The sequence below is a fragment of the Sphingoaurantiacus capsulatus genome (assembly GCF_042648405.1).
GTDB lineage: Bacteria > Pseudomonadota > Alphaproteobacteria > Sphingomonadales > Sphingomonadaceae > Sphingoaurantiacus > Sphingoaurantiacus capsulatus.
The window spans coordinates 503,328-526,508 of sequence record NZ_JBHRXV010000001.1 but is presented as its reverse complement, the minus strand read 5'-3'; the positions used below and the strand labels follow the sequence as shown (position 1 = coordinate 526,508).

The 23,181-nt window shown below is 68.2% G+C and carries 23 protein-coding genes; 10 read left to right on the top strand and 13 right to left on the bottom strand.

Going from position 1 to position 23,181, the window contains the following annotated elements; translation table 11 throughout:
* Window positions 1–140: 140 nt before the first annotated feature.
* From ACFOMD_RS02935 to ACFOMD_RS02920, 4 genes are read left to right on the top strand one after another with little or no spacing between them, the layout of a single operon-like run.
* Window positions 141–1,274 (top strand): dipeptidase, encoded by a 1,134-nt coding sequence (locus tag ACFOMD_RS02935; RefSeq protein WP_380856546.1) that lies wholly within the window; start codon window positions 141–143, stop codon window positions 1,272–1,274.
* Window positions 1,271–2,293, top strand: coding sequence for a DUF3047 domain-containing protein (locus tag ACFOMD_RS02930; RefSeq protein WP_380856543.1), 1,023 nt, complete (start codon window positions 1,271–1,273; stop codon window positions 2,291–2,293). Before ACFOMD_RS02935 ends, ACFOMD_RS02930 begins: the two co-directional genes overlap by 4 nt.
* Before the next feature lie 44 nt (window positions 2,294–2,337).
* Window positions 2,338–3,654, top strand: coding sequence for a flavin-containing monooxygenase (locus tag ACFOMD_RS02925; RefSeq protein ID WP_380856540.1), 1,317 nt, complete (start codon window positions 2,338–2,340; stop codon window positions 3,652–3,654).
* Between the two features lie 22 nt (window positions 3,655–3,676).
* Window positions 3,677–4,975: an NADH:flavin oxidoreductase/NADH oxidase family protein gene (locus ACFOMD_RS02920; protein ID WP_380856537.1), complete on the top strand. Its 1,299-nt coding sequence runs from the start codon at window positions 3,677–3,679 to the stop codon at window positions 4,973–4,975.
* Here the strand turns inward: ACFOMD_RS02920 and ACFOMD_RS02915 are convergent.
* Window positions 4,972–5,211, bottom strand: coding sequence for a hypothetical protein (locus ACFOMD_RS02915; protein WP_380856534.1), 240 nt, complete (start codon window positions 5,209–5,211; stop codon window positions 4,972–4,974). The two genes, ACFOMD_RS02920 and ACFOMD_RS02915, sit on opposite strands and share 4 nt — an antisense overlap.
* Before the next feature lie 110 nt (window positions 5,212–5,321).
* On the opposite strand from ACFOMD_RS02915, the gene ACFOMD_RS02910 reads away from it, so the two are divergent.
* Complete coding sequence (locus tag ACFOMD_RS02910; protein WP_380856531.1) at window positions 5,322–5,729, top strand: hypothetical protein; 408 nt, start codon at window positions 5,322–5,324, stop codon at window positions 5,727–5,729.
* On the opposite strand, the gene ACFOMD_RS02905 is transcribed toward ACFOMD_RS02910, so the two are convergent.
* The 3 genes from ACFOMD_RS02905 to ACFOMD_RS02895 all read right to left on the bottom strand — a co-directional run bounded on the left by ACFOMD_RS02905 (window position 5,726) and on the right by ACFOMD_RS02895 (window position 9,948).
* A complete protein-coding gene (locus ACFOMD_RS02905; protein ID WP_380856528.1) occupies window positions 5,726–6,541 on the bottom strand; it encodes an SDR family NAD(P)-dependent oxidoreductase in 816 nt (271 codons plus the stop codon). The two genes, ACFOMD_RS02910 and ACFOMD_RS02905, sit on opposite strands and share 4 nt — an antisense overlap.
* A 334-nt stretch (window positions 6,542–6,875) precedes the next feature.
* On the bottom strand, window positions 6,876–8,603 hold the full coding sequence (locus ACFOMD_RS02900; RefSeq protein ID WP_380856525.1) for a class I adenylate-forming enzyme family protein: 1,728 nt from the start codon (window positions 8,601–8,603) through the stop codon (window positions 6,876–6,878).
* Window positions 8,604–8,631: 28 nt separating this feature from the next.
* Entirely contained in the window at window positions 8,632–9,948 is a 1,317-nt protein-coding gene (locus ACFOMD_RS02895; protein ID WP_380856522.1) for an MFS transporter, read from the bottom strand.
* A gap of 158 nt (window positions 9,949–10,106) precedes the next feature.
* On the opposite strand from ACFOMD_RS02895, the gene ACFOMD_RS02890 reads away from it, so the two are divergent.
* Window positions 10,107–10,721, top strand: coding sequence for a class I SAM-dependent methyltransferase (locus tag ACFOMD_RS02890; RefSeq protein WP_380856519.1), 615 nt, complete (start codon window positions 10,107–10,109; stop codon window positions 10,719–10,721).
* 94 nt (window positions 10,722–10,815) lie between these two features.
* Here ACFOMD_RS02890 and ACFOMD_RS02885 read toward each other — a convergent pair whose 3' ends face one another.
* The gene (locus ACFOMD_RS02885; RefSeq protein ID WP_380856516.1) at window positions 10,816–11,709 is read right to left on the bottom strand and encodes a DMT family transporter; all 894 of its coding nucleotides are present in this window, start codon (window positions 11,707–11,709) and stop codon (window positions 10,816–10,818) included.
* A 31-nt stretch (window positions 11,710–11,740) separates the two neighbouring features.
* Window positions 11,741–12,928 carry a phospholipase D-like domain-containing protein gene (locus ACFOMD_RS02880; RefSeq protein ID WP_380856513.1) on the bottom strand — a complete coding sequence of 396 codons (1,188 nt, stop codon included), beginning with the start codon at window positions 12,926–12,928 and terminating at the stop codon, window positions 11,741–11,743.
* A gap of 74 nt (window positions 12,929–13,002) precedes the next feature.
* On the opposite strand from ACFOMD_RS02880, the gene ACFOMD_RS02875 reads away from it, so the two are divergent.
* From ACFOMD_RS02875 to amaB, 3 genes are all read left to right on the top strand, one after another.
* Window positions 13,003–13,425: a DoxX family protein gene (locus tag ACFOMD_RS02875; protein ID WP_380856510.1), complete on the top strand. Its 423-nt coding sequence runs from the start codon at window positions 13,003–13,005 to the stop codon at window positions 13,423–13,425.
* Between the two features lie 62 nt (window positions 13,426–13,487).
* A complete protein-coding gene (locus tag ACFOMD_RS02870) occupies window positions 13,488–14,063 on the top strand; it encodes a urate hydroxylase PuuD (RefSeq protein WP_380856507.1) in 576 nt (191 codons plus the stop codon).
* Window positions 14,064–14,132: 69 nt separating this feature from the next.
* Window positions 14,133–15,620: an L-piperidine-6-carboxylate dehydrogenase gene (gene amaB, locus ACFOMD_RS02865; protein WP_380856504.1), complete on the top strand. Its 1,488-nt coding sequence runs from the start codon at window positions 14,133–14,135 to the stop codon at window positions 15,618–15,620.
* Window positions 15,621–15,964: 344 nt separating this feature from the next.
* On the opposite strand, the gene ACFOMD_RS02860 is transcribed toward amaB, so the two are convergent.
* The 7 genes from ACFOMD_RS02860 to ACFOMD_RS02830 form a co-directional block, all read right to left on the bottom strand.
* Window positions 15,965–16,738, bottom strand: a complete 774-nt coding sequence (locus tag ACFOMD_RS02860) for a helix-turn-helix transcriptional regulator (protein ID WP_380856501.1) — start codon at window positions 16,736–16,738, stop codon at window positions 15,965–15,967.
* 97 nt (window positions 16,739–16,835) lie between these two features.
* A complete protein-coding gene (locus ACFOMD_RS02855; RefSeq protein WP_380856498.1) occupies window positions 16,836–17,111 on the bottom strand; it encodes an HPr family phosphocarrier protein in 276 nt (91 codons plus the stop codon).
* The gene (locus tag ACFOMD_RS02850; RefSeq protein WP_380856495.1) at window positions 17,108–17,512 is read right to left on the bottom strand and encodes a PTS sugar transporter subunit IIA; all 405 of its coding nucleotides are present in this window, start codon (window positions 17,510–17,512) and stop codon (window positions 17,108–17,110) included. The genes ACFOMD_RS02855 and ACFOMD_RS02850 overlap by 4 nt, the downstream gene beginning before the upstream one ends.
* Window positions 17,509–18,477, bottom strand: a complete 969-nt coding sequence (rapZ, locus tag ACFOMD_RS02845) for an RNase adapter RapZ (protein ID WP_380856492.1) — start codon at window positions 18,475–18,477, stop codon at window positions 17,509–17,511. The genes ACFOMD_RS02850 and rapZ overlap by 4 nt, the downstream gene beginning before the upstream one ends.
* On the bottom strand, window positions 18,477–18,908 hold the full coding sequence (locus tag ACFOMD_RS02840) for an HPr kinase/phosphorylase (protein ID WP_380856489.1): 432 nt from the start codon (window positions 18,906–18,908) through the stop codon (window positions 18,477–18,479). The genes rapZ and ACFOMD_RS02840 overlap by 1 nt, the downstream gene beginning before the upstream one ends.
* Window positions 18,905–20,500 (bottom strand): sensor histidine kinase, encoded by a 1,596-nt coding sequence (locus ACFOMD_RS02835; RefSeq protein ID WP_380856486.1) that lies wholly within the window; start codon window positions 20,498–20,500, stop codon window positions 18,905–18,907. The genes ACFOMD_RS02840 and ACFOMD_RS02835 overlap by 4 nt, the downstream gene beginning before the upstream one ends.
* Window positions 20,469–21,173: a response regulator transcription factor gene (locus tag ACFOMD_RS02830; RefSeq protein WP_380856483.1), complete on the bottom strand. Its 705-nt coding sequence runs from the start codon at window positions 21,171–21,173 to the stop codon at window positions 20,469–20,471. The genes ACFOMD_RS02835 and ACFOMD_RS02830 overlap by 32 nt, the downstream gene beginning before the upstream one ends.
* 338 nt (window positions 21,174–21,511) lie before the next feature.
* On the opposite strand from ACFOMD_RS02830, the gene ACFOMD_RS02825 reads away from it, so the two are divergent.
* Window positions 21,512–23,116 carry a phosphoenolpyruvate carboxykinase gene (locus ACFOMD_RS02825; RefSeq protein WP_380856480.1) on the top strand — a complete coding sequence of 535 codons (1,605 nt, stop codon included), beginning with the start codon at window positions 21,512–21,514 and terminating at the stop codon, window positions 23,114–23,116.
* Window positions 23,117–23,181 lie beyond the last annotated feature (65 nt).

The window sequence follows — 23,181 nt, the reverse complement described above, 5'->3', positions numbered from 1 at the left end:
ATCCATTGCCGCCAACGGTGGAGAAGATGGATCCCGGCCTTCGCCGGGATGACGCCGTTTGGGAGGGTGGGGTAGCGTTCGCAACAGCTTGCCTCCACCCGCGCCTTTCGCCAGCATCGGCGAAACGGGAGGCACGGGGCATGATCGGACGACGGAATTTCCTGATGGGCGCGGGCGCGCTGGCGGCGGCATCTAGCACGCGGGCGTTCGCGGCGGAGCCGCCGGCAAAGGCCATGTACCACCGCGCGATGGTCATCGACGCGCTCGGCGGCCCCGGCGGCTACGACCCCAAGCAGGAACGCGGCGCGCCGATGACGGCGAAGCTGCTCGCCGACGCCAGGGCCTCGGGCGTCACCGCCGTCAACATCACCATCAGCGCGGTCGGCAACATCCCGACCAGCTTTGAGGACAGCGTCGATCAGCTGGCGGAGATGAACCGCGAGATCGACCTCAACCCCGGGCTTTTCATGGCGGTGCGGAAAGGCGCCGATCTGCGCGCCGCGAAGGACAGCGGCCGCATGGGCCTGATCTACGGCATGCAGGATTCGATGCCGTTCGGCGCCGACTTCCGCGACAAGCTCGGCGTCTTCCACCGGCTCGGCGTCCGCATCGTCCAGCCGACCTACAATATCCGTAACCTGTTCGGCGACGGCTGCCTCGAACCCGCGAACGGCGGGCTGTCGCGCCTCGGCCGCGAACTGGTCGAGGAGCTGAACAAGCGCCGCATCCTCGTCGATGTCAGCCACGCCGGGTCGAAGGTGCATGAGGAGGTGCTGGCGCTGTCGAAGGCGCCGATCGCGATCACCCACAGCGGCTGCCGCGCGCTGCGCGACCATCCGCGCAACACCCATGACGCGGTGATGAAGAAGCTCGCCGACAAGGGCGGCGTCATCGGCATGTACTTCATGCCCTACCTTCGCCCCGAAGGCGGCCAGCCGCGCGCCCAGGATCTGATCGCGCATATCGAGCATGCGTGGAAGGTGGCGGGCGAGGACCATGTGGGCTTGGGCACCGACGGCTCGATCACCGGCACCGACGACAATCCCGAGTTCCGCAAGCGCTTCCGCGAGATGACCGAGCGGCGCGTGGCGGCCGGCTATGCCGCGCCGGGCGACGAGAACCCGACCGGCTTCCTGTTCATCAAGGAATATAACGACCCGCGCCGCTTCGAGACGCTGGCCGGCGACCTGCTCAAGCGCGGGCATTCGACGGGCAAGGTCGAAAAGCTGCTCGGCGCCAACTTCGCGCGGCTGTTCGGCGAGGTCTGGGGTTGAGCCTCGGCAAACTCGCGACCTTCGCGCGCTTCGTCGCGCAGCAGCACCGCGAGAAGAGCCGCATCGCCGCCGAGCTGGAGGCCGCGCCCGCGCCGTTCGACACCGAAGGCGCGTCCGCGACGGCCACCGTCACGCTGACCGCCAAGGACCGCGACTGGAAACCGAGCGGCGTCGAGGTGGCAGCGGGCGACAGCTTCACCGTCGATGCCCACGGCGTCGCGTGGATGAGCCAGGCGCTCGCCGTCGGTGTCGAGCCGCGCGTGGCGCTGTGGGTCCGCATCGGCGGCGGCGCACCGATCCGCAAGCTCATCGACAACCGCACCACCTTCACCGCCTGGGCGACCGGCGCGGTCGAACTGCGGCTGAAGGCGCTCGACGAATGGGCGAGCGACGCGGGGAATGTGCTTCCCGCCAAGCCCGGCCGGCTGGCCGGCGCGGTGACCGCCACCGTCGCGCGCTGGTCGGAAGCGCGCGAGGCCGACAGCAGCGGCGCACCGGCGGGCTGGCACCATCTCTGGCGGCTGGGCGACGGGCGGGTCTATGCGCCGACCACCGACGGCATCGGTGTCCACACCCACGGCGATGTCGGCATCCTGCAGCTCGACGTCGACGTGCCGATCACCGCCGGCACCACACTCGACTGGGGCTGGTGCGTCAGCGAGCTGCCCTCGCGCCTGGCCGAAAACCTCGCCGTCACCCACGACTATTTGTCGATCGCCGTCGAGTTCGAGAACGGGCAGGACCTCACCTACATGTGGAGCGCCGGCCTGCCCGAAGGTCATGTCTTCAAATGCCCGCTGCCCTATTGGTGCGATCGCGAGACGCATTGGGTGGTGCGCTCGGGCAGCGAGGGGCTCGGCGCCTGGCATGAGGAAAGCCGCGGAATCGCCGAGGATTGCCGCCGCGCCTATGGCTCGGCCCCGCGCAAGGTGGTGCGCATCTGGCTGATCGCCAACAGCGTCTTCCAGCGAAACAGCGGCCGCGCCCGCTTCCGCGATATCCGCCTGACCGAACGCTAGCGATAGCTTGCGGCCGTCGGGAGGCCGCCGCATCTTGCCGGCCCATGACGACCTGCATCATTGGCGCCGGCTGCTCGGGCTTCACCACCGCAAAGCGGCTGAAGGAGCGCGGGCTTCCGTTCGACATCTATGAGAAGTCGGATCGGATCGGCGGCAACTGGGCCTACCAGAACCCCAACGGGATGAGCGCCTGCTATCAGTCGCTGCACATCGACACCTCGAAATGGCGGCTGGCGTTCGAGGATTTTCCCGTGCCGGGCGACTGGCCGGATTTCCCGCACCACAGCCTGATGGATGGCTACTTCAACAAGTATGTCGATCACTTCGGCCTGCGCGAGCTGATCCGCTTCAACACCGGCGTCGACAAGTGCGCGCAGCGGCCCGACGGGCGCTGGGACGTGACGCTGTCGACCGGCGAGACCAAGACCTACGACACGGTCGTTGTCGCGAACGGCCATCACTGGAGCCCGAATATTCCCGAATTTCCGGGCACGTTCGACGGCGAGCAGATCCATGCGCATACCTATCGCACGCCGTTCGACCCCATCGACATGCGCGGCAAGACCGTCGTCGTCGTGGGCTTGGGCAACAGCGCGGTCGACATCGCCTCGGAGCTGAGCCAGCGGCCGATCGCCAAGCGGCTGTTCGTGTCGGCGCGGCGCGGCGTCTGGGTGATGCCCAAATATTTCAACGGCATGCCGAGCGACAAGTCACTGCTGCCGCCGTGGATGCCCGGCTGGATGAAGCGCAAGCTCGCCGCCTGGGCGATCAAGCGCTCGATCGGCGCGATGGAGGATTACGGCCTCCCCAAGCCTGACCACAGGCCGCTGGAGGCGCATCCGACCGTGTCGGGCGAGTTCCTGATCCGCTGCGGCTCGGGCGACATCAAGGCCAAGCCGATCATCACCGAGCTGATGGGCAAACAGGTGAAGTTCGCCGATGGCTCGATCGAGGACGTCGACGTCATCGTCTACGCCACCGGCTACAGGATGCGCTTCCCGTTCCTCAGCGACGCCGACGCCCCGGTGCGCGACAATCACCTGCCGCTGTTCAAGCGGCTGGTACAGGCGGAGCCGCGGCTGCACTCGCTGTGGTTCATGGGGCTGGCGCAGTCGCTGCCGACGCTCGTCAACCTCGCCGAGCAGCAATCGAAGCTCCTCGCCGCCTGGCTCGACGGCAGCTACGCGCTGCCCGCGCCCGACGAGATGCGCCGCACGATCACCAGCGACGAGGCGCTGCATCGCGGCCATTATTACGCCTCGTCGCGGCACACGATGCAGGTCGATTTCGACGTTTACGTGCGCGACCTGCTGAAAGAGCTGAAGGCCGGGCAGGGGCGCGGGCACAAGAAGGCGGCCTGAGCCGTACCACGGGGGAGGAAGCATGGGCCATTCGATCGCGGAGCCGCTGACCTTGCCGTGCGGGGCGGTGATCCCGAACCGGCTGGGCAAGGGCGCGATGACCGAGGGGCTGGCCTCGCCGGCAGGGCTGCCGACCCAAGAGCTGGAGACACTCTACCGCGTCTGGTCGCACGGCGGGGCGGGGATGCTGCTGACCGGCAACGTGCTGATCGACGCCGATCATCTGGAGCGCCCCGGCAACGTCATCCTCGACCGGCCGCCGTCGCCCGAGATGAAGGCGGCGCTGAAACGCTGGGCCGCCGCGGGTACCGAGGGCGGCAACCATCTGTGGATGCAGATCAGCCACGCCGGCCGGCAGACGCAGAAGAACGTCAACCCGCACCCGAAGGCGCCGTCGGCCGTTAGCATGGACCTGCCCGGCGGCCGCTTCGGCGAGCCGGTGGCGCTGACCGGCGATGAAATCCGCGAGCTGATCGAGCGCTTCGTCGTCGCGGCGACGGCCGCCGAGGCGGCGGGCTTCACCGGCGTGCAGATTCACGGCGCGCACGGCTATCTGCTGTCGCAATTCCTCAGCCCGCGCACCAACCGGCGCGACGACGAATGGGGCGGGAGTCTCGAGAACCGCGCGCATTTCCTGCTGGAGGTGGTGCGCCGGGTCCGCGCGGCGGTGAAACCGGGGTTCGCCGTCTCGGTGAAGCTCAACTCCGCCGACTTCCAGCGCGGCGGCTTTGCCTTTGAAGACAGTCTGCAGGTGGCGCGCTGGCTGGAGGAAGCCGGTGTCGACCTGCTGGAGATTTCGGGCGGCTCCTACGAGCAGCCGGCGATGATGGACATTCCGGGGCTCGACGCGCCCGAGCCGCAGAAGCTGGCCAAGTCGACCGCCGCGCGCGAGGCCTATTTCGTCGACTTCGCCAAGGCGATGAAAGCGGAGCTTAGCCGCATGCCGCTGATGGTCACCGGCGGCTTTCGCACCCGCGCCGCGATGGAGCATGCGCTCGACAGCGGCGCCGCCGACCTCATCGGCCTCGGCCGGCCCTTGTGTGGCGCGCCGGCGGCCTGCAACGCGCTGCTCGGCGGCGGCATGGCGGCGCTGCCGCGCTACGAGAATGAACTGTCGCTGCTCCCGGGCTGGCTGCGCTGGATGGAGGGAAGCAACCTCGTCCGCGCCATCGGCGGCTTCGCGGTGCAGCTCTGGTACTATGCCCAGCTCGATCACATCGGCCGCACCGGCACCCCGCAGGTGGCGCAGTCGCCGTTCAGCGCGATGCGGCAGGTGGAAAAGCACCACGCCGACTGGCTGGCGGCGCGAAAGGCGCTCTAGCGATCGTTGCGCGTGTCGAAACGCGCTTCGCCGATCTCGTCGCCGTGGCGGGCAACAAGGCGGTTCATCGCCCAGCCTCCCGCAGCGGTAGCGGCGACGATCGCGGCCATCAGCGCATAGTCGAAATTAGTCTCGGCGTGCTGTGCGAGTGCTGCAAACGCCGCCCAACCGGTCGCGACGATGACGAGACCGCCCCGGCTGAGTTCGCTTTTCTTCTTGGTCGCTTCCTTGTCCATCTGCGGAAGCTGTCACGGCGTGTTTCCCGGCGCAAACCGAGATTGGTCCGATTGGAACGGCACCGTGCGGCATCCGTTGGCGACAGGCGTTGTCAGCGATGGAGTGTGCCGTGGCGAAGAAATCCAACCCGACGATCCTCGAAACCCTCGCCGAGCCCGCGAATGTCGCGCGCATGGTGGGGGCGGCGAGCATCGTCTTCGGCGTCGTCGACAGCCTTTTCGGGCCGCGCTTCGGCAAGGTGATCGGCGCCAAGGGCGCGGGCGGGCCGATGTTCCAGGCGGTCGGTGCGCGCGAGATCGCCACCGGCGTCGCCGCCATCGCCGCGCCGACGCATCCGGCGCCGCTGTGGGCGCGCTTCGCGGGCGACCTCGTCGACCTCGCGGCGATCGGCGCTGTGGTGGCGAAGAAGGATAACCCCAAGCGGCTGGCGGCGATCGCCACCTTTGCGCTGGTCGCCGGCGTGGCGGTCGGCGACTTCCTTGCCGCGCGCCATGTGCAGAAGGCGGCGGCGGCCTAAGGGCGGCCGAGATAGTCCTCCAGCACCGGCACCTCATGCGGGTGGCCGGCCTCGTCGGTGAAGCCATAGTCCGCGCCGATCTGCGCCGACCAGAAGGGCTGGCCGCTGCGGTCCATGATCACCGGATCGGCCGCCAGCGCGGCGACGGCGCGGCCGGTGTAGCGTGGCGTCTCGGGCCGCTCGGGATTGGCGGCGGCGCCGTTGGGCCAGAGCGAGATCACCGCGACGTTTGATTCCCTGAGGTCGATGGCGGTGTCGCGGGTCAGCCGGTCGGTGGCGGCTTTGCCGACGCCATAGGCGACGTTGTAGCGATAGCGCGCCGCGCCCCGACCGCTGATGTTGAAGATGGCGGTGGGTTGGCCGGTTCGCTGTGCTGTTTCGATCAACAGCGGGGCGGCGCGGCAGCTCGCGAGGTACGCCGAGCGCACGCCGAGATCGACGACCTCCTCCCAGAGCGTCGTCGGCGTTTCCCAGAAGCGCTTACCGATCGACGCGGCGAAGCGCGAGGCGGCGAACACGCTGTTGACGAGGATGTCGAGCCGGCCGTGCGTGCGGCGCACATGCGCGAGGCTGGCGGCGAGCGCATCATCGTCGCGGCAGTCGCAGGCGATGGTCGCACCCCGGCCGCCGAGCGCCTCGACCTGTTCGAGCGTCTCGACCAGCGAGCCGGTGCCCGACCCCGGCGACAGGGTGCGCCCGAGCAGATAGACGAACGCGCCGGCTGCCCCGACTTCGATCGCGATGCCACGCTCGAGACTGCGCGAGGCACCGGCGACAAGGGCGACGCGCCCGGCGAGAGGCTGTGGCGGCATGGGGGGCTTCATGGCCGGGAGTGAAGCGGGGCTACCGTGCTGCGGCCATAGCCATTTGGTAGCGCGGTCATCCCTCCACCTTCCCCAGAATTGTCATCCCGGCCTTCGCCGGGATGGCGATAGTGGGTTCGATGTGCGCGCGACCGGTGGGTGGGCGATGTTGAGTGGGGGCGAAGAACGCGACCGGCAAGGCAGGGCGACCGGTGGGCTTACGCCCCGGCCCATCCACACCCGGTTCGTCATACCGGCGAAAGCCGGTATCCAGTCGGATGGTCGGTCTGGATACCGGCTTTCGCCGGTATGACGGATAGTGAGTGGGAAGAGGGAGGGCCCCCTAAACGAACAGCTTCTTCAGCTCGTTCTTCATGATCTTGCCGTTGGCGTTCCGCGGCAACGTCTCCCGCTGAATCAGCACTTTCACCGGCACCTTGAACGCCGCGAGATGCTCGGCGACATGGGCGCGGAGTTCGGCCTCGGTCGCCTCCGCCTCGGGCTTCAGCGTTACCACCGCCCCCGGCTCCTCGCCCAAGGTCTTGTGCGGGATGCCGACAATGGCGGCGTCCATTACCGCCGGATGGTCATAGAGGCAGTTTTCGACCTCGATGCAGTAGATGTTCTCGCCACCGCGGATCAGCATGTCCTTGGCGCGGTCGATGATGAAGGCGAAGCCCTCTTCGTCGATGCGCGCGAGGTCGCCGGTCTTGACCCAGCCGTCGACGAAAGTCTGCGCCGTTGCCTCGGGCTTGTTCCAATAGCCCTTCACCACATTGGGTCCCTTGCCCCACAGCTCGCCGACCTCGTCGACGCCCAGCTCCCGGCCCGTCGCGACGTCGACGATCTTCATGTCGCACACCGGCACGGCGGGGCCGCAGCTGTCGGGGCGGGTCAGGTAATCCTCCGCCATGTGGTGGGTGAAGGTGGCGCTGGTCTCGGTCATGCCCCAGCCGTTGCCGGGCTGCGACTTGGGCCAGGTTTCCTTGATCTTGCGCACGAGCTCGGGCGCCGAGGGGGCGCCGCCGTAGGAGACGGTCTCGAGGCTGGAGAGGTCGTATTTGTGGCGCTCGGGATGCTCGAGCAGCTGCCAGGCGATGGTCGGCACGCCGCCGGCGCTGGTGATCTTCTCGCGCTCGATCATCGCCATCGCCAGCTCCGCCTCGAACTTGCGCATCAGGCACAGCTTGGCGCCGCCGGCGAGCGACGGCCCCAGCACCGCGAAGCAGCCGGTGGCGTGGAAGAAAGGCACCGAGAGCAGCGTCGCCTTCTGCGGCCCCGTCGGATCGGGCTGCGGCGGCGCTTCGCCGCGGCGGAGGTAGGAGCGCGCGCCGGACAGGCCGCTCGCCATGATGTTGGAGACGATGTTGCGGTGGGTAGCGAGCGCGCCCTTCGGCTGCCCGGTGGTGCCCGAGGTGTAGAAGATCGTCGCGTCGTCGTCGGGGTGCAGATCGACGTCGGGGACGGGACGGTCGGGCAGCGACGCCCAGCCGCTGACCTTGCCGATCACGCCTTCCAGCGGCGCGATGGCCGGGTGGGCGATCTCGTCGCCGAAGCGGGTGACGTAGACGCGTCGGAGATCGGGGCAGTTGGGCAGATGCTCCTCGATCCGCCCCAGCCGCTCGGCGTCGACGATCGCGACTTTGGCGCCGGAATCGGTGAGGCCATATTCGAGTTCCGGCCCGGTCCACCAGGCATTGAGCGGCGTGACGATCGCGCCGGCCAGCGCCGCGCCGAAATAGACAACCGGCCATTCGGGCAGGTTGCGCATGACGATGGCGACGCGGTCGCCCTTCCTGACGCCGTCGGCCTGTAACTGGTGCGCGAAGGTGAGGGTGGCGCGCGCGAAAGCCTCGAAGCTGGCGCGCTCCTCGTCATAGGTGAGGAAGATGCGCTCGCCGTGCCCGCGCCCGAGCAGGAACACGTCGCGCAGGGTCGGCGGCGCGTTCTTCCACGTCCGCGTGGGGACGCCGCGGATGACGACCTCCTCCATCTCAAACGGCGTTCCCGGTGCGGTCAGCATCGCGTGCGCCTGTGCGATCGACATGGCGGGCCACGGCTTGGCAGTCATTGAGCTCCCCTGTGAAGTCTTGTGCTTCTCAGTGGATGTTGTCGGTCGGCTGGTCGGTCGCGGCAACCTCCCAATTCCGACTCAGCGTGCGATTGAACCAGGCATAGGCGAACAGCGCCGCCGCGCCCGCCGCACCGAGCAGATAGGGGACCGGCGGGTTGAGCTCGTAGAGGCCGATGCCGATGGCGGGGGCGAAAATGAAGCAGGAGCCGTTGACCGCGGTGATCGCACCGGCGACCGACCCCTGATCCTCCTCACCGACCATCAGCGAGGCGCCGGCTGTGAAGCCTGGCCGCGCGAAGCCGTTGCCGAGGCTGGCCAGCGCATAGGCGACGACCAGCCCGTGGAAATTGGGCGCGATGGCGATGCCGAGCGTGCCGATCGCCGCCAGCGCCGCGCCCCAGCGCATCAAGGTGCCAGGCCGCAGATCGAGCATGCGGATCAGCCCCCATTGCGCGAGCAGGGTCGCGGCGGCGCCCGCCATGAAGGTCACCGAGATCAGTGGCTGCGCCTCCTGCGGCGAATGGGCGAGGCGGTCGATGATGAAGAAGCCGAGCGCCTGGCCGGTCGCCGCCTGGATCGAGCCGATGACGAAGCCGTAGATGACGAACGGCCGGATGCGCGGGTCGCGCCACGGGATGCGGTCACCGCGCCCGCGCTGCGCCGCCGTCACATGCGCGCCGGTGTTGGTGCCGCCGATCGATGGCATCGCCGCGGGCGCCCCGGCGCCCCGGCGCGGGGTCGGCGTGTCGTCGGGCAGCAGCTTGGTGATGGCGATCAGCACGCCGATCGCGATGAAGGCGAAGGCAAACAAGGGCCCGGAGAAGGTTACCCACGGCAGGATGAACAGCGGTGCGACGGCGGGGCCGAGAATGGTGCCGAGGCCGAAGGCCGAGGAGAGCGTGGCGAGGCCCTTGGTCCGCTCCGCCTCGCTGGTGCGGCCGGCGACATAGGCCTGCGCGGCGGGGTTCGACGCCGAGCCGAACAGGCCGAACAGGCAGCGCGCGGCGGCGAAGAGGATGAAGGTGCCGATCGGCAGCAGCACGCCCTTGAGGCCACCGAGGAGGGCAAAGGCGCAGAGCAGGGTCGAGACGGCGAAACCGGCCATGCCGAGCTGCATCAGCCGCTTGCGGCCGCGCATGTCCGACTGGCGCGCCCAGAAAGGCGCCGACACCGTCCAGAACAGTGCCGAGAAGCTGAAGATGATCGCGATCAGCATGTCGGGGATTTGGATCGCCCGGCCGACCGCTGGCAGCACCGACTGGAGCGCGGTATTGCCCGCCGCCACCACCAGCAGCACTGCGAACAGCAGGCCGAAGTCTCGGCGGGGAAGGGCGGCGGTCATGTCCCTTGCATGGCGCGCAAGCTTTGCTTTGTGAAGCCTGCGCAAGGCGTCAGCTTTGTTTCCGGGCACGCACGGGCGCGGCACAAAGTCCGGCCTTGGATGTTCAGCCTGTTGCAACCATGTTGCAGTCATCAATGCGAACGGCGAACGGGGTGAAGATGGAGCGTGCAGTGGCGGTCGGTGCCGGCGGGATCCTCGAGCGCACGCCCTCGAAGGGTGAGCAGCTGATGCTGTTCGCCAAGAACTTCGTGAAGCATCCGAAGATGCTCGGCTCGGTGATCCCCAGCTCGCGCTTCCTCATCGACAAGCTGCTCGCGCCGGTCGACTGGGCGAACGCGCGGCTGTTCGTCGAATATGGCCCGGGCATCGGCAACATCTCCGCCGAGGTGCTGCGCCGCATGCACCCCGATGCGAAGCTGGTGCTGTTCGAACTCAACGACGATTTCACTGAATTCCTGAAGACGGCTTTTCGCGATCCGCGCCTGATCGTCCTGCATCGCTCCGCTGCCGATGTCGGCCGCGTGCTCGCGGAAGCCGGGCTGGGCAAGGCCGACTATATCATCTCGGGTATCCCCTTCTCGACGATGCCCGAAGGCGTGCGCAACGACATCGCCGACGCGACTCACGCCGCGCTGGCGCCGGGCGGGCAATTCCTCGTCTATCAATTCTCACCGAAGGTGCTCGAGGTGCTGGAACCGCGCTTCGCCCGCATCGACCGCGACTTCGAGGCGATCAACGTCCCGCCGGCGCAGTTGTATTTCGCGCATCGATAGCGCTCAACAAGCCCGTCATTCCGGCGAAGGCCGGAATCCATGCGGCGGTTGGTATGGATCCCGGCCTTCGCCGGGATGACGGATGTGGGGGGTGTTATCTCTTGCTCCGCCGTTCGTCCCACGCCGCGAATAAACATGCGCCGATGATGATCGCGGCGCCCGCCCACACTTCGGTGCGGGGCAGTTCGTCGAAGAAGGCCCAGCCGATGAGCGCGGCCCAGCCGAGCGCGGTGAATTCGATCGGCGCCAGCACCTGCGCCTCGGCGCGGGAATAGGCCTGCGTCAGCATCCACACGCCGCCGACGGTGAGCGCGGCGCCGAGCAGCAGCCACGCGGTGGCCTCCAGCGACGGCACCTCGCCGACCACCAGCGCAACGGGGGCCAGCAAGGCCGCCGGTACCGCCGCGCCCATCAAGGTGATGATCGCCGGCCCGTCCTGGCTGGCGCGGCCGCGCAGCAGAACGAGCGCCGACGCCCAGGTGACGGCGGCGACCAGCATCGCGACGATGCCGAGCGTTCGCTGCGGCGTATCCGCGTCGGGTGACGCGCCCTGCGTGGTGAGCAGTACGCCGGTGAAGCCGATGACCCCGGCGATCAGGCTGGTGGCGCGCGGCCGTTCGCCGAGCAGCGCCCAGGCGATGAAGGGAATGAGCAGCGGCGAGACGAAGGAGAGCGTGACCGCCTCGGCGAGCGGCAGCACCGTCAGAGCCCAGAAGAAGGCGCAGGCGGCGAGCGTCATCACGAAGCCGCGGATGAGGTGCGCGCCCATCGCGCCGGGCTGCAGCCTCGGCCGACCGACCAGCACCCAGAGCGGCACCGCGATCAGGATGCCGAGCAGGCTGCGCCCGAAGGTGGCGGTGAGCGGATTGGTGGTCGCTACCACCTGCTTCATCACGCCGTCCATCGCCGCCAGCACGCCGATCGCGACGGCGGCGATCAGCAGCGGCGAGACGCCGGCTTTCGGCGGAGATGGATCGGATCGTGCCATTTCACCTTGCTCGCCCGCGGCAGCACGGCTGTCAACGGTGGGTCAAGGTCCGCGACAGGGCGAGGTCGGCGGTGACGAACAGCCAATAGGCGAGCCGCCACCACAGCCGGTTGGACCACGTGGCGGCGCGGTGGTAGAGTTCGCGGCTGATCGGCTGGCAGCCCTCCAGTTCCCGGTCGAACATCGCGCGCAGATGCTCGGCGAAGCTGGGATCGTCGACGCGGAGCATCACCTCGAGGTTGAGGTACAGGCTGCGCATGTCGAAATTGCCCGAGCCGAGATAGACGATGTCGTCGATGACGATCATCTTCGCGTGCAGCGCGCGCGGCCGATACTCGAAGATATTCACCCGCCGCCGCAGCAGCGAGCCATAGGTGGCCCAGGCCGCGAGGCGCGCGAGCGGCACGTCGCTCTTCTTGCCCGCGGTGATCAGCGTGGCCTCGCCGCGGCGCGCGAGGTTGCCGAACAGCCGCAGCCAGCGCGGGTTGGGCGCGAAATAGGCCATCATCATGCGCAGCCGCTGGCCCGCCTTCATGTCGGTGCGGAGCTGCCGCGCATAAGGGCTGATCCGCCGCGACGGGCCGCCGAAAATCCAGCGCACCGGGCCATGGCTCTGTGTCAGGGTGGAGAGGATGCGGCGCAGCGAGCGCAGGGTCGGGCGCTTGCTCTTGATCCAGTGGAACAGCCGCTCGAAATAGGCGGCGAGATGGTCTGCGGCCGGCCCGTCGATGATCAGGCCGAGGTCGCGGAAACTGTCCTCCCGCCCGGTCTCGAAATAATTGTCGGCGATGTTGAAGCCGCCGATGATCGCGCGGGTGCGGTCGGCGATCGCCATCTTCTGGTGATTGCGCAGCAGATAGCGACGGCCGAAGCGCGGGTGGAACCGGCAGAAGTCGCCGCCCGCGTCGATCATCGGCTTGAAGAATTCGTCGTCGACCCCGGCGCTGCCGAAGCCGTCGAGCACCAGATGCACCTCGACACCGCGTTGCGCCGCGGCGGTCAGCGCATCGCGCACCTCGGTGCCGATCCTGTCGGGTTCGTAGATGTAGAAGATCAGGTGAAGCTCGGTCTTCGCGCCCTCGATCAGCTCGAGCAGCGCCGGGCGGGCGTCGGGGCCGTCAGGCAGCAGGGTCAGCCGGTTGCCCGCCACCGTCACCGGCGACGACAAGCCGTCCGTCGATGCGGATGGGTCGCCAGTCGAGATCGCGTCGCTCCTCATTGCTTCGTTGTCGTAACAACCGCCCGTGACGCCTGATGTGCCATCGGCATCGGCTGCGTCGAGGGGAGATGATGATGCGCGACCTTTTGCTGCTGACGCCGCTGGCGCGGTTCGGCGACCTGACCCTGCTGCTGCTGCGGCTCGTGACCGGCAGCTTCCTCATCTACCAGACGCAGGACAATGTGTTCAGCGCGGCGCGCATGCAGATCTTCGTCGATTTCTGCCGGCAGGCAGGCATCCCCAACCCGGAACTGTGGGCGCCGGTGTCGGTGTGGTTCCAGTTTCTCGCCGGTATCGCCTTCATCCTCGGGCTGATGACGCGCTGGCTCGGACTCTTCACCGTGGTCAATTTCATAGTCGCCTGCTGGTTCGTGCATTGGACGCAGCCCTTTCCCGGCTGGTGGCCGGCGCTGATCCTCGTGTTCCTCGGCCTCTATTTCGGGACGCGCGGCGCGGGCAAATATTCGATTGATGCGTTGCTCGAACGGCATCGCTAAGGTGTGACAAGCCGCCACAGCGGAGCTATGGTCGCCCGGAACGATCCGAAAAGGGGGACGAAATGGCTAAGCTGCTGGAGAATTTCCACCTGGCGCTGATTACCGGCGTTGTGCTGATGCTGGTACTGATGTTCGGTCTGCACGGCGACGCGATGAGCGCGCTGGAGCTGCCGGTCATCCAGTACATCCACACCTTCTTCGGCATTCTGTGGATCGGCCTGCTCTATTATTTCAACTTCGTGCAGATCCCGACGATGCCGAAGGTGCCTGCCGAGCTGAAGCCGGCGGTGTCTAAGTATATTGCCCCGGCCGCGCTGTTCTGGTTTCGCTGGGCCGCCGCCGCGACGGTGCTGCTCGGCCTCATCCTCGCTATGCGCTCGGGCTATCTGGTGGAGGCGCTGCTGCTGCAGGAAGGCCTCCGCCTGATCGGCATCGGCATGTGGCTCGGTCTCGTGATGGCGTTCAACGTCTGGTTCATCATCTGGCCGAACCAGAAGCGCGCGCTCGGCATCGTCGAGGCGGACGACGCCAGCAAGGCGAAGTCGGCGCGCGTCGCGATGCTGACCAGCCGCACCAATCTCGTGCTGTCGATCCCGATGCTCTACGCGATGACGACGTTTACGCCGCTGCCGGCGTAAAGGAAGCAAACTTCGGGAAGGGCGGGGCGCGAACGCGGCGCTCCGCCCTTTCCTGTTGAAAGGACCCGAATGGCCGTTGCCGACATCTTCGCCCGTCTGGGTCTGACCCTGCCCGACAGCGGCGGCAACCTTGTCACCCGCTCGCCGATCGACGGCGCGGTGCTGGTGCGGCTGACCGCGCATGACGATGCGACGATCGACGCAACGATCACGGCTGCTGCCGCCGCTTTCCCGGCATGGCGAGACACCCCCGCGCCGCGGCGCGGCGAGTTGGTGCGGCTGTTCGGCAATGAGTTGCGCGCCCATAAGGCGGCGCTCGCCGAGCTGGTGACGCTGGAGGCCGGCAAGGTGACCAGCGAGGCCGCGGGTGAGGTGCAGGAGATGATCGATATCGCCGACTTCGCCGTCGGCCTGTCGCGGCAGCTGCACGGTCTCACCATCGCGTCGGAACGCCCCGGCCATCACATGCGGGAGAGCTGGCAGCCGCTCGGCCCGGTCGGCATCATCAGCGCGTTCAACTTCCCGGTTGCGGTCTGGGCGTGGAACGCCGCGCTGGCGCTGGTCTGCGGCGATCCGGTGGTCTGGAAGCCGAGCGAGAAGACGCCGCTGTGCGCCATCGCCACCCTCGGCCTGCTCGACCGCGCCATCGCGCGGTTCGACGGGGCGCCGAAGGGTCTGTCGGGGTTGATCCTCGGCGCGGCGCCGGCGGGCGAGCGGCTGGTGTCGGATGTGCGCGTGCCACTGGTCAGCGCGACGGGCTCGACCGCGATGGGCCGCAAGGTCGGCGCGAAGCTCGCCGAACGCTTCGGCCGCGCGCTGCTCGAACTCGGCGGCAACAACGCGGCGATCGTCGCGCCGTCGGCAGACTTCGAGCTGGCGCGCCGCGCCATCCTGTTCGCCGCGACCGGCACGGCGGGGCAGCGCTGCACCAGCCTGCGCCGCGCCTTCATTCACACCAGCCGCTACGACGAGGTCGTCGGCAGCCTGAAGGCCGCCTACGCCTCGCTGCCGGTCGGCGATCCGCGCGAGGCCGGCACTTTGGTCGGCCCGCTGATCGACGGCGGCGCCTATGAGGCGATGCAGGCCGCGCTGGCCGCCGCGAGGGAGCAGGGCGGCATTGTCCATGGCGGCGAGCGGGTCGGCGAGGGCGGCGCCTTCTACGTCCGCCCGGCGCTGGTCGAGATGCCCGAACAGGCCGGCGTCATGCTGCGCGAGACTTTCGCGCCGATCCTCTACGTGACCCGCTACAGCGACCTGGGCGAGGCGATCGCGCTGCAGAACGCCGCCGCGCACGGCCTGTCGTCGTGCATCTTCACCACCGACCTACGCGAGTCCGAACGGTTCGTCTCGGCGGCGGGCAGCGACTGCGGCATCGCCAACGTCAACATCGGCCCGTCGGGCGCCGAGATCGGCGGGGCGTTCGGCGGCGAGAAGGAAACCGGCGGCGGCCGTGAGTCCGGGTCGGACAGCTGGCGCGCCTATATGCGGCGGCAGACCAGCACGGTGAATTATTCGAACGAGCTGCCGCTCGCGCAGGGCGTGAAGTTCGACGTCTGACGCGGGTCCAGTGCGCTTCGGCGCGCACCCGGAACCCTTGCCGCCCAATACCGTTGATCCGGCACTGCTCGCCACCGCGCGGCAGTTGCCCGGCAATCCCGCAGCCGGGAGAATCCATAAGGTCGGAGATGCCCTCTTCGACCTCTTGGGGGACGCCCGCCCGGCCGCTTCATGCGCCGGCGGGCGTTTTCGGTTCTGGGGAAGAGCCAAACTTTCCCTTTCATCGTCATCCCCGAAGACGGGGACCCAGTCCATCAACAAACAGCGCCCGCGAAAGCGGGCATGTTCTTTGTACGTGCTGGGTCCCCTCCTTCGCGGGGATGACGAGCGGGGCGGTGGAGTGGCTAGTTCGCCAGCCCCAGATACCCCAGCTGCGCGGCCTTGAAGATCGTCTGGCTGCGGTTGACCGCGTTCAGCTTCTCGCCGGCGTTCTGGATGTGGAAGCGCACCGTCGCGTGGCTGCGCGCGAGAATCAGGCTGATTTCCTTGTCGGTCTTGCCGACGGCGGCCCAGCGAAGGCACTCGATCTCGCGCTTGGTCAGCTGGCAGTCGGTCGGCAGCCACTGCCGCGTCCGCATGACCTGCGCGTAGCCGCCGATGAAGCGGTGAGCGAGGACCATCAGGGTGTCGGCGTGCTGCTCGAACTCGGCCGACAGGTCGGTCTTGTCCGGGTCGCGGGTGCCGAACGCCGCCATGCCGATCTGGCCGAACGGCAGATGGACCGGCACGGTGATCGTGGCGCGGACGAGGGCGCGCTTTTCGAAGTTCGACAGGTCGATGGCGTCGAGATAGCGGTTCGGGTGGCGGGTGCGGTAGCCGTCGGCGTTGGCCCAGAAGGGCTCGCTCTCATAGCGGCAGGCGCGGGCGATCGGCGAGTTCAAGGCGAGGCGTGTGTCCATCCACCAGAGCTGGTTGGGGCCGGTGTGGCCGAAGACGGCCGGCGCCAGCACATTGCCCTCGGCATCGACCATCGGCTGCTTCGACGCGATGTTGTCGGCGGCGACCACCCAGTAGGAGCCGAGCTCCATCGCGATGTCGCGAAGCGCTTCGGCGGCACGGCGGATATCGGCGGCGTCCCGAATCGAGACCAGACTCGTATCAACCCTGCCCGCCGCCATTGCTGCCTCCCGCTTGCTCGCAATATTATTGCGTGCGGCTGTACCGTTCACGCTCGAATCTCACCCTAGCAGCTTCGTTAGTGATTCCAAGTGCCACTCAGTCTTCGCCGAACTTGTCCTCGACGAGTTGCACGAGCGCGGCGAGCGCCTGATCGGCGCCGATGCCGGAGGCGGAGATAACGATGTCGTCGCCGGGGGCGGCGGCGAGCATCATTAGGCCCATGATCGAGGTGCCGCACACGCTCGATCCGTCCTTCGCCACCTCGACGGCGGCATCGAAACCGGCGGCGAGAGTGACGAACTTGGCGCTGGCGCGGGCATGGAGGCCGCGCTTGTTGCGGATGGTGACGGTCTGGGCGAGCGGCGCGCTCAAGCGGCTTCACCCAAAATTTTGGAAGCGACCGAAATATATTTGCGCCCCGCTTCCTGCGCGGCCTCGACCGCGGCGGCGACGCTCATCGTGTTGCGCACGCTGGCGAGGCGGATGAGCATCGGCAGGTTGATGCCGGCGATCACCTCGACATTGTCGCGGCCCATCAAGGAGATGGCGAGGTTCGACGGCGTGCCCCCGAACATGTCGGTCAGCAGGATCACGCCCTTGCCGCCATCGACGCGGGCGGCGGCGGCGGCGATGTCGGCGCGCCGCGCCTCCATGTCGTCGTCAGGGCCGATGCAGATCGCCTCGACTCCCTTCTGCGGGCCGACGACATGCTCCATCGCCGATATGAATTCGGCCGCCAGGCGACCGTGGGTCACCAACACCAACCCGATCATGCGCGCTTGCTTTCCCCCGGTTCGCCGCTGCCATCCGGCGCGGCCAGCTCTTCGGCGTCGTCGCCGTGCCCCTTGATATCGCGGTGAAGGACGTTGGGCTCGAACCCCGCCGCGCGCAAGGCCTTCGCCATCGCTTCGGTGACATACACCGAGCGGTGACGCCCGCCGGTGCAGCCGAATGCCGCGGTCAGATAGGTTTTGCCTTCATGCTGGTAGCGCGGCAGCAGCTCGACGATCAGGTCGCGAATCCGGGCGAACGCCGAGTCGTAGGCCGGATCGCTTTCGATGAAGATGCCGACCGGCGCGTCGCGCCCGGTCAGCGGCCGCAGCTCCGCCACCCAGTGCGGGTTGGCGAGGAAGCGCATGTCGAACACCAGGTCGGCGTCACGCGGCAGGCCGCGGGCGAAGCCGAACGACATGCAGGTCAGCGTCAGCCGCTCACCATCCTGCCGGCCGAACTTCTCGCGGATGATCCGGCGGGTGTCGTGCGGCGTGTAGTCGGTGGTGTCGAGGACGATGTCCGCCCATTGCCGCAGCGGCGCCAGCAGCTCGCGTTCGCGCGCGATGCCGTCGGCGGCGGGGCGGTCGAGCGCCAGCGGGTGGCGCCGCCGCGTCTCGGAGAAGCGCCGCGTCAGCTCGCCGCCGCTGCAGTCGAGATAGAGGACGCGGATATCGAGGCTCGGGTCGCGCTTCAGCTCCTTCAGCCGCGCGAGGATATCCTCGGCATTGAAGGCGCGGGTGCGGGTGTCGATGCCGATGGCGAGCGGACGGTCGGCGGGGTGGTCGGCATGCTGCTCGACGCCGATCAGCCGGCGCAGCAGGCGCAGCGGCATGTTGTCGACCGCTTCGTAGCCCAGATCCTCAAGCGCTTTCAGCACGGTCGACTTGCCGGCGCCGGAAAGGCCGGTGACGAGCAGCACCCGGTTGGGGGCCGCCGGAGGGGTCGTGAGCCGATGGACGGTCATCAGGGCCGCCCTTCTAGCGGCAAGCCGAAGCGCTTCAAAGCCAGTTCGACCTTCAGCGGTGTACTTGCGTCGAATGGCGGCAAAGCGATCACAGGCAGCGCGATGCCGGCAAGGTCGAGCATCCGCGCTTCGGGCAACCGCTCGGGCACGCCGTCCAGGTCGACGACCAGCGCGATCGGCGCCGGGCCGGCGTCGTCGAGATCGACAATGCCGAGGCCGCGCACTTCGAGCTTGCCGTGGATGGTCGCGATGGCGTCGGCCTGGAGCAGGCCGGCGCGCGGGGTCAGCGCCACCTGATCGTCGGCGATCAACACCGCGCCGCGATCGATGAGGCGCAACGCGAGGTCGGATTTGCCGCGACCCGACGCGCCGAGGATCAACACGCCGCGGCCGTTGATCGCCACCGCGCTGCCGTGGACGCGGCTGCTCATGGCGCGGCGGGGATGGTGACGACGAAGCGCGCCCCCGCGATCACGCCATCCTGCTCGCGGTTCAGGGCGGTGATGCTGCCGTCGTGGGCGTGGACGATGGCGCCGGCGATGGCGAGGCCGAGGCCGCTGTGCTTGCCGAAGCTCTCGCTCTCGGGCCGCTCCGAATAAAAGCGCTTGAAGATATGCTCGTGCATGCCCGCCGGGATACCGGGGCCGTCGTCATCGATGCGCATCATCACCTTGTCGCCGGCGCGCATGACGGTGATCAGCACGACGCCGTTGTCGGGGGTGAAGGAGATGGCGTTGTCGAGCAGGTTGCGCACCACCTGGCTCAATCGCGATTCGTCGCCGGTCGCGATGGCGGTGCCGGGCTCGGGCCGGGCGTAGGCGATCTTCACGCCGCGCGGCAGGCCGGCGCGCTCGGCGATGCGTACCAGCGTCGCCGCCATCTGGCCGACATCGACCGGCTCGAAGCGGGTGCGCGCGAGCTGCGCATCGAGGCGCGAGACTTCGGCGATGTCGGTGATGAGGCGGTCGATGCGCAGCACGTCGTCGCGGATCACGTCGAGCAGCTGCGCCTGCAGCGCCGGGTCCTTGACGGCGCCGAGCGTGTCGACCGCGCTGCGCAGCGAGGCGAGCGGGTTCTTGATCTCGTGCGCGACGTCGGCGGCGAAGCTCTCGGTCGCGTCCATGCGGTGGCGCAGCGCCTGCGTCATGTCGGCGACGGCGCGCCCCAACGCGCCGATCTCGTCGCGGCGCTTGGCGAAGCGCGGGACGGTGACCTCGCGCGCGCGGCCGAGCTTCACGCGCTGCGCCGCGATCGACAGCCGCCGCAGCGGCCGGACGATGGTGCGGGCGAGGAAGGACGACAGCAGCAGCGACAGCGCCAGCACGCCGAGGAAGATGAGGAAGAAGGTCAGCCGCTCGCTGCGCACCACGCGAGTGATGTCGCGGGTGTCGAGCGTCACCATCAGCACGTCGCCGGTGCCGGCGACGGGCGCGGCGGCGTTGACGATGACGGTGCGGTCAGGCGCGCGGCGCAGCGCGGCAAAGGCGGTGTGCGGGCCGACGCCGGCGGCGGCCTCGGCTTCGGGCCAGGCGGCGCGGGCGTCGGTCACGGGCTCGACATAGGCGTCGTAGCGCGGGGCCGAGCCGAAGAACTCGATGATCTTGTCGAGGAAGCGCGCGGCGTCCTTGCGCCACGGCTCCTGCGCCGGGTCGCGCAGGCGGAAGGTCGGCCCGGTGCGCGTCCAGCTGTCGAGGATGAGGCGGCCGTCCTCGCGGTAGATGCGGATGCGCGCGCCGGTCGACTGGCCGAGGCGGGCGGCCAGCGCCTCGAACTCGCCGGGCAGGCCGCGGCGCTCGGCGACCGACAGCGCGTCGGCCATCATCACCGCGCCGACGCGCGCCTGCCCCTGCCGCTGTTCCAAGAGCCGGTCGCGGAACGAATCGAGATAGAAAACCCCGCCCGCCAGCGCGATCAGCGCGAACAGATTGACCGCGAGGATGCGCTGCGTGAGCGAGAAGCGCTTCGACCAGGTCAGCCGGTCGGGCTCCGGGCTATTCCTCGGAGAATCGGTAGCCGACGCCATAGAGCGTCTCGATCCCGTTGAAGTCGCCGTCCACGGCGCGGAATTTCTTGCGAAGCCGCTTGATGTGGCTGTCGATGGTGCGGTCGTCGACGTAGACGTCGTCCTGGTAGGCGGCGTCCATCAGCTGGTCGCGCGACTTCACGAAACCGGGGCGCTGCGCCAGTGCCTCGAGGATCAGAAACTCGGTGACGGTCAGCTGCACCTCGCGCCCGCCCCAGGTCACGCGGTGGCGCGCCGGGTCCATGACGAGCCGGCCGCGGACGATCGCCTCAGCCTTGGCTTCCTCCGGCGTCTGCGGCTCCCGCCGGCTGGCGGCGCGGCGCAGCACGGCGCGGATTCGCTCGATCAGCAGCCGCTGGCTGAACGGCTTGCCGATATAGTCGTCGGCGCCCATCGCGAGGCCCAGCGCCTCGTCGATCTCGTCGTCCTTCGAGGTCAGGAAGATGACCGGTAGATCGCTCTTCTCGCGGACGCGGCGCAGCAGTTCCATCCCGTCCATCCGTGGCATCTTGATGTCGAAGACGGCGAGGTCGGGCGGGTTGTCGAGCAGCGCCTTCAAGGCGGCCGCGCCGTCCGAATAGACGCGCACGGTGAAGCCTTCGGCCTGCAGCGCGATCGACACCGAGGTGAGGATGTTCCGGTCGTCGTCGACGAGGGCGATCGTGGCGGACATGCTGCCGGGTTAGCCGATGCCGCGGCGCGACGCTAGGGGAGGCGGCGAGGGTGGGCCTTCCGTTGCGCACCGGCCATCCAATTCATCGTCATCCCCGCGCAGGCGGGGATCCATTACCGCCGACGCTTCGGAGAATGGATCCCCGCCTGCGCGGGGATGACGGAGTGGGGGCGGGGATGACGAAGTGGGGCGGGGTGATGACGATGTTGGGGATGGGAGAGGGGGTTTCGGTGTCACATACTTTGACCTTTCGGCCCCCTTTCGTGTATGCGCCCGGCCAAGGCCGGCGCGTGCCACCGGCACCCGCGCCACTTTCGTAATTCCCAAGGAGATTCCGCGTGACCGTACAGTCGCCCCGTTCCGCCCATGGCCTCGACAAACAGGGCTTTACCGTCTCGGCGGATCAGCACTGGAACCTGGGCACCGCGGCGCTGGTCGAGCTGGCCGTGAAGCGCGGCGAGGGCGTGCTGGCGAAGGACGGCCCGCTGGTCGTCGAGACCGGCAAGCACACCGGCCGTTCGGCGAACGACAAGTTCACCGTGCGCGACGCGGAGACCGAGACCAACGTCTGGTGGACCAAGGGCAACAAGCCGATGTCGCCGGAGCATTTCGCCGTGCTCAAGACCGACTTCCTCGCTCACCTCGGCACCAAGTCGACGCTGTTCGTGCAGGACCTGTTCGGCGGCTCGCAGCCGGAGCACCGCGTCAACGTCCGCGTCGTCAACGAATTCGCCTGGCACTCGCTGTTCATCCGCACCTTGCTGGTTCGCCCGGAAGCGTCGGAGCTGGCGTCGTTCGCGCCGGAATTCACCATCATCGACCTGCCGAGCTTCAAGGCCGATCCGGCCCGTCACGGCACGCAGTCGGAGACGGTGATCGCCGTCAACCTCACCGAGAAGCTGATCCTTATCGGCGGCACCGCCTACGCGGGCGAGATGAAGAAGTCGGTGTTCGGCATCCTCAACTACAAGCTGCCGCTCGCCGGCGTGATGCCGATGCACTGTTCGGCGAACATCGGCCCGAACGGCGATACCGCGGTGTTCTTCGGCCTGTCGGGCACCGGCAAGACCACGCTGTCGGCCGACGCCTCGCGCACCCTCATCGGTGACGACGAGCATGGCTGGTCGGACACCGCCGTCTTCAACTTCGAGGGCGGCTGCTACGCCAAGATGATCCGCCTCTCGCCCGAGGCCGAGCCGGAGATCTTCGCGACCACCAAGCGTTTCGGCACGGTGCTCGAGAACGTCGTGATCGATCCGGTCACCCGCGAGCTCGACTTCGACGACAATTCGAAGGCGGAGAACACCCGCGGCGCCTACCCGATCCACTACATTCCGAACACGTCGGAAAAGAACATGGGTCCGGTCCCGAAGAACATCATCATGCTGACCGCTGACGCGTTCGGCGTGCTGCCTCCGATCTCGAAGCTGTCGCCCGACCAGGCGATGTACCACTTCCTGTCGGGCTACACGGCGCGCGTCGCCGGCACCGAGATCGGCGTGACCGAGCCGGACGCCACCTTCTCGACCTGCTTCGGCGCGCCGTTCATGCCGCGCCACCCGTCGATCTACGGCAATCTCCTCAAGGAGCGGATCGCCAAGGGCGGTGTCGACTGCTGGCTGGTCAACACCGGCTGGACCGGCGGCATCTACGGCGTCGGCCACCGCATGCCGATCAAGGTGACCCGCGCCCTCCTGAACGCAGCGCTCGACGGCTCGCTGAAGAACGCCGAGTTCCGCACCGATCCGAACTTCGGCTTCCTCGTGCCGGTCGCGGTGCCGGGCGTCGATTCGAAGATCCTCGACCCCCGCGAGACCTGGGCCGACAAGGCCGCCTACGACGCCAAGGCGCAGGCGCTGGTCGGCATGTTCATCAACAATTTCGCGCAATTCGCCGAGCATGTGGACGAGGGCGTGCGCCAGGCCGCGCCGAAAGCCGCCTAAGCGTTCGGAACAGACTGCCTGAAAGGGCGCGTCGGCTCCGGCCGGCGCGCCCTTTCGCTATTTAG

What these genes read in the sequence shown, in the direction of transcription:
- ACFOMD_RS02935 (WP_380856546.1), top strand. Translation starts at nt 141, where the DNA reads ATGATCGGACGACGGAATTTCCTGATGGGCGCGGGCGCGCTGGCGGCG.
- ACFOMD_RS02925 (WP_380856540.1), top strand. Translation starts at nt 2,338, where the DNA reads ATGACGACCTGCATCATTGGCGCCGGCTGCTCGGGCTTCACCACCGCA.
- ACFOMD_RS02920 (WP_380856537.1), top strand. Translation starts at nt 3,677, where the DNA reads ATGGGCCATTCGATCGCGGAGCCGCTGACCTTGCCGTGCGGGGCGGTG.
- ACFOMD_RS02915 (WP_380856534.1), bottom strand. Translation starts at nt 5,211, where the DNA reads ATGGACAAGGAAGCGACCAAGAAGAAAAGCGAACTCAGCCGGGGCGGT.
- ACFOMD_RS02905 (WP_380856528.1), bottom strand. Translation starts at nt 6,541, where the DNA reads ATGCCGCCACAGCCTCTCGCCGGGCGCGTCGCCCTTGTCGCCGGTGCC.
- ACFOMD_RS02900 (WP_380856525.1), bottom strand. Translation starts at nt 8,603, where the DNA reads ATGACTGCCAAGCCGTGGCCCGCCATGTCGATCGCACAGGCGCACGCG.
- ACFOMD_RS02895 (WP_380856522.1), bottom strand. Translation starts at nt 9,948, where the DNA reads ATGACCGCCGCCCTTCCCCGCCGAGACTTCGGCCTGCTGTTCGCAGTG.
- ACFOMD_RS02890 (WP_380856519.1), top strand. Translation starts at nt 10,107, where the DNA reads ATGGAGCGTGCAGTGGCGGTCGGTGCCGGCGGGATCCTCGAGCGCACG.
- ACFOMD_RS02885 (WP_380856516.1), bottom strand. Translation starts at nt 11,709, where the DNA reads ATGGCACGATCCGATCCATCTCCGCCGAAAGCCGGCGTCTCGCCGCTG.
- ACFOMD_RS02880 (WP_380856513.1), bottom strand. Translation starts at nt 12,928, where the DNA reads ATGAGGAGCGACGCGATCTCGACTGGCGACCCATCCGCATCGACGGAC.
- ACFOMD_RS02875 (WP_380856510.1), top strand. Translation starts at nt 13,003, where the DNA reads ATGCGCGACCTTTTGCTGCTGACGCCGCTGGCGCGGTTCGGCGACCTG.
- ACFOMD_RS02870 (WP_380856507.1), top strand. Translation starts at nt 13,488, where the DNA reads ATGGCTAAGCTGCTGGAGAATTTCCACCTGGCGCTGATTACCGGCGTT.
- amaB (WP_380856504.1), top strand. Translation starts at nt 14,133, where the DNA reads ATGGCCGTTGCCGACATCTTCGCCCGTCTGGGTCTGACCCTGCCCGAC.
- ACFOMD_RS02860 (WP_380856501.1), bottom strand. Translation starts at nt 16,738, where the DNA reads ATGGCGGCGGGCAGGGTTGATACGAGTCTGGTCTCGATTCGGGACGCC.
- ACFOMD_RS02850 (WP_380856495.1), bottom strand. Translation starts at nt 17,512, where the DNA reads ATGATCGGGTTGGTGTTGGTGACCCACGGTCGCCTGGCGGCCGAATTC.
- rapZ (WP_380856492.1), bottom strand. Translation starts at nt 18,477, where the DNA reads ATGACCGTCCATCGGCTCACGACCCCTCCGGCGGCCCCCAACCGGGTG.
- ACFOMD_RS02840 (WP_380856489.1), bottom strand. Translation starts at nt 18,908, where the DNA reads ATGAGCAGCCGCGTCCACGGCAGCGCGGTGGCGATCAACGGCCGCGGC.
- ACFOMD_RS02835 (WP_380856486.1), bottom strand. Translation starts at nt 20,500, where the DNA reads ATGGCGTCGGCTACCGATTCTCCGAGGAATAGCCCGGAGCCCGACCGG.
- ACFOMD_RS02830 (WP_380856483.1), bottom strand. Translation starts at nt 21,173, where the DNA reads ATGTCCGCCACGATCGCCCTCGTCGACGACGACCGGAACATCCTCACC.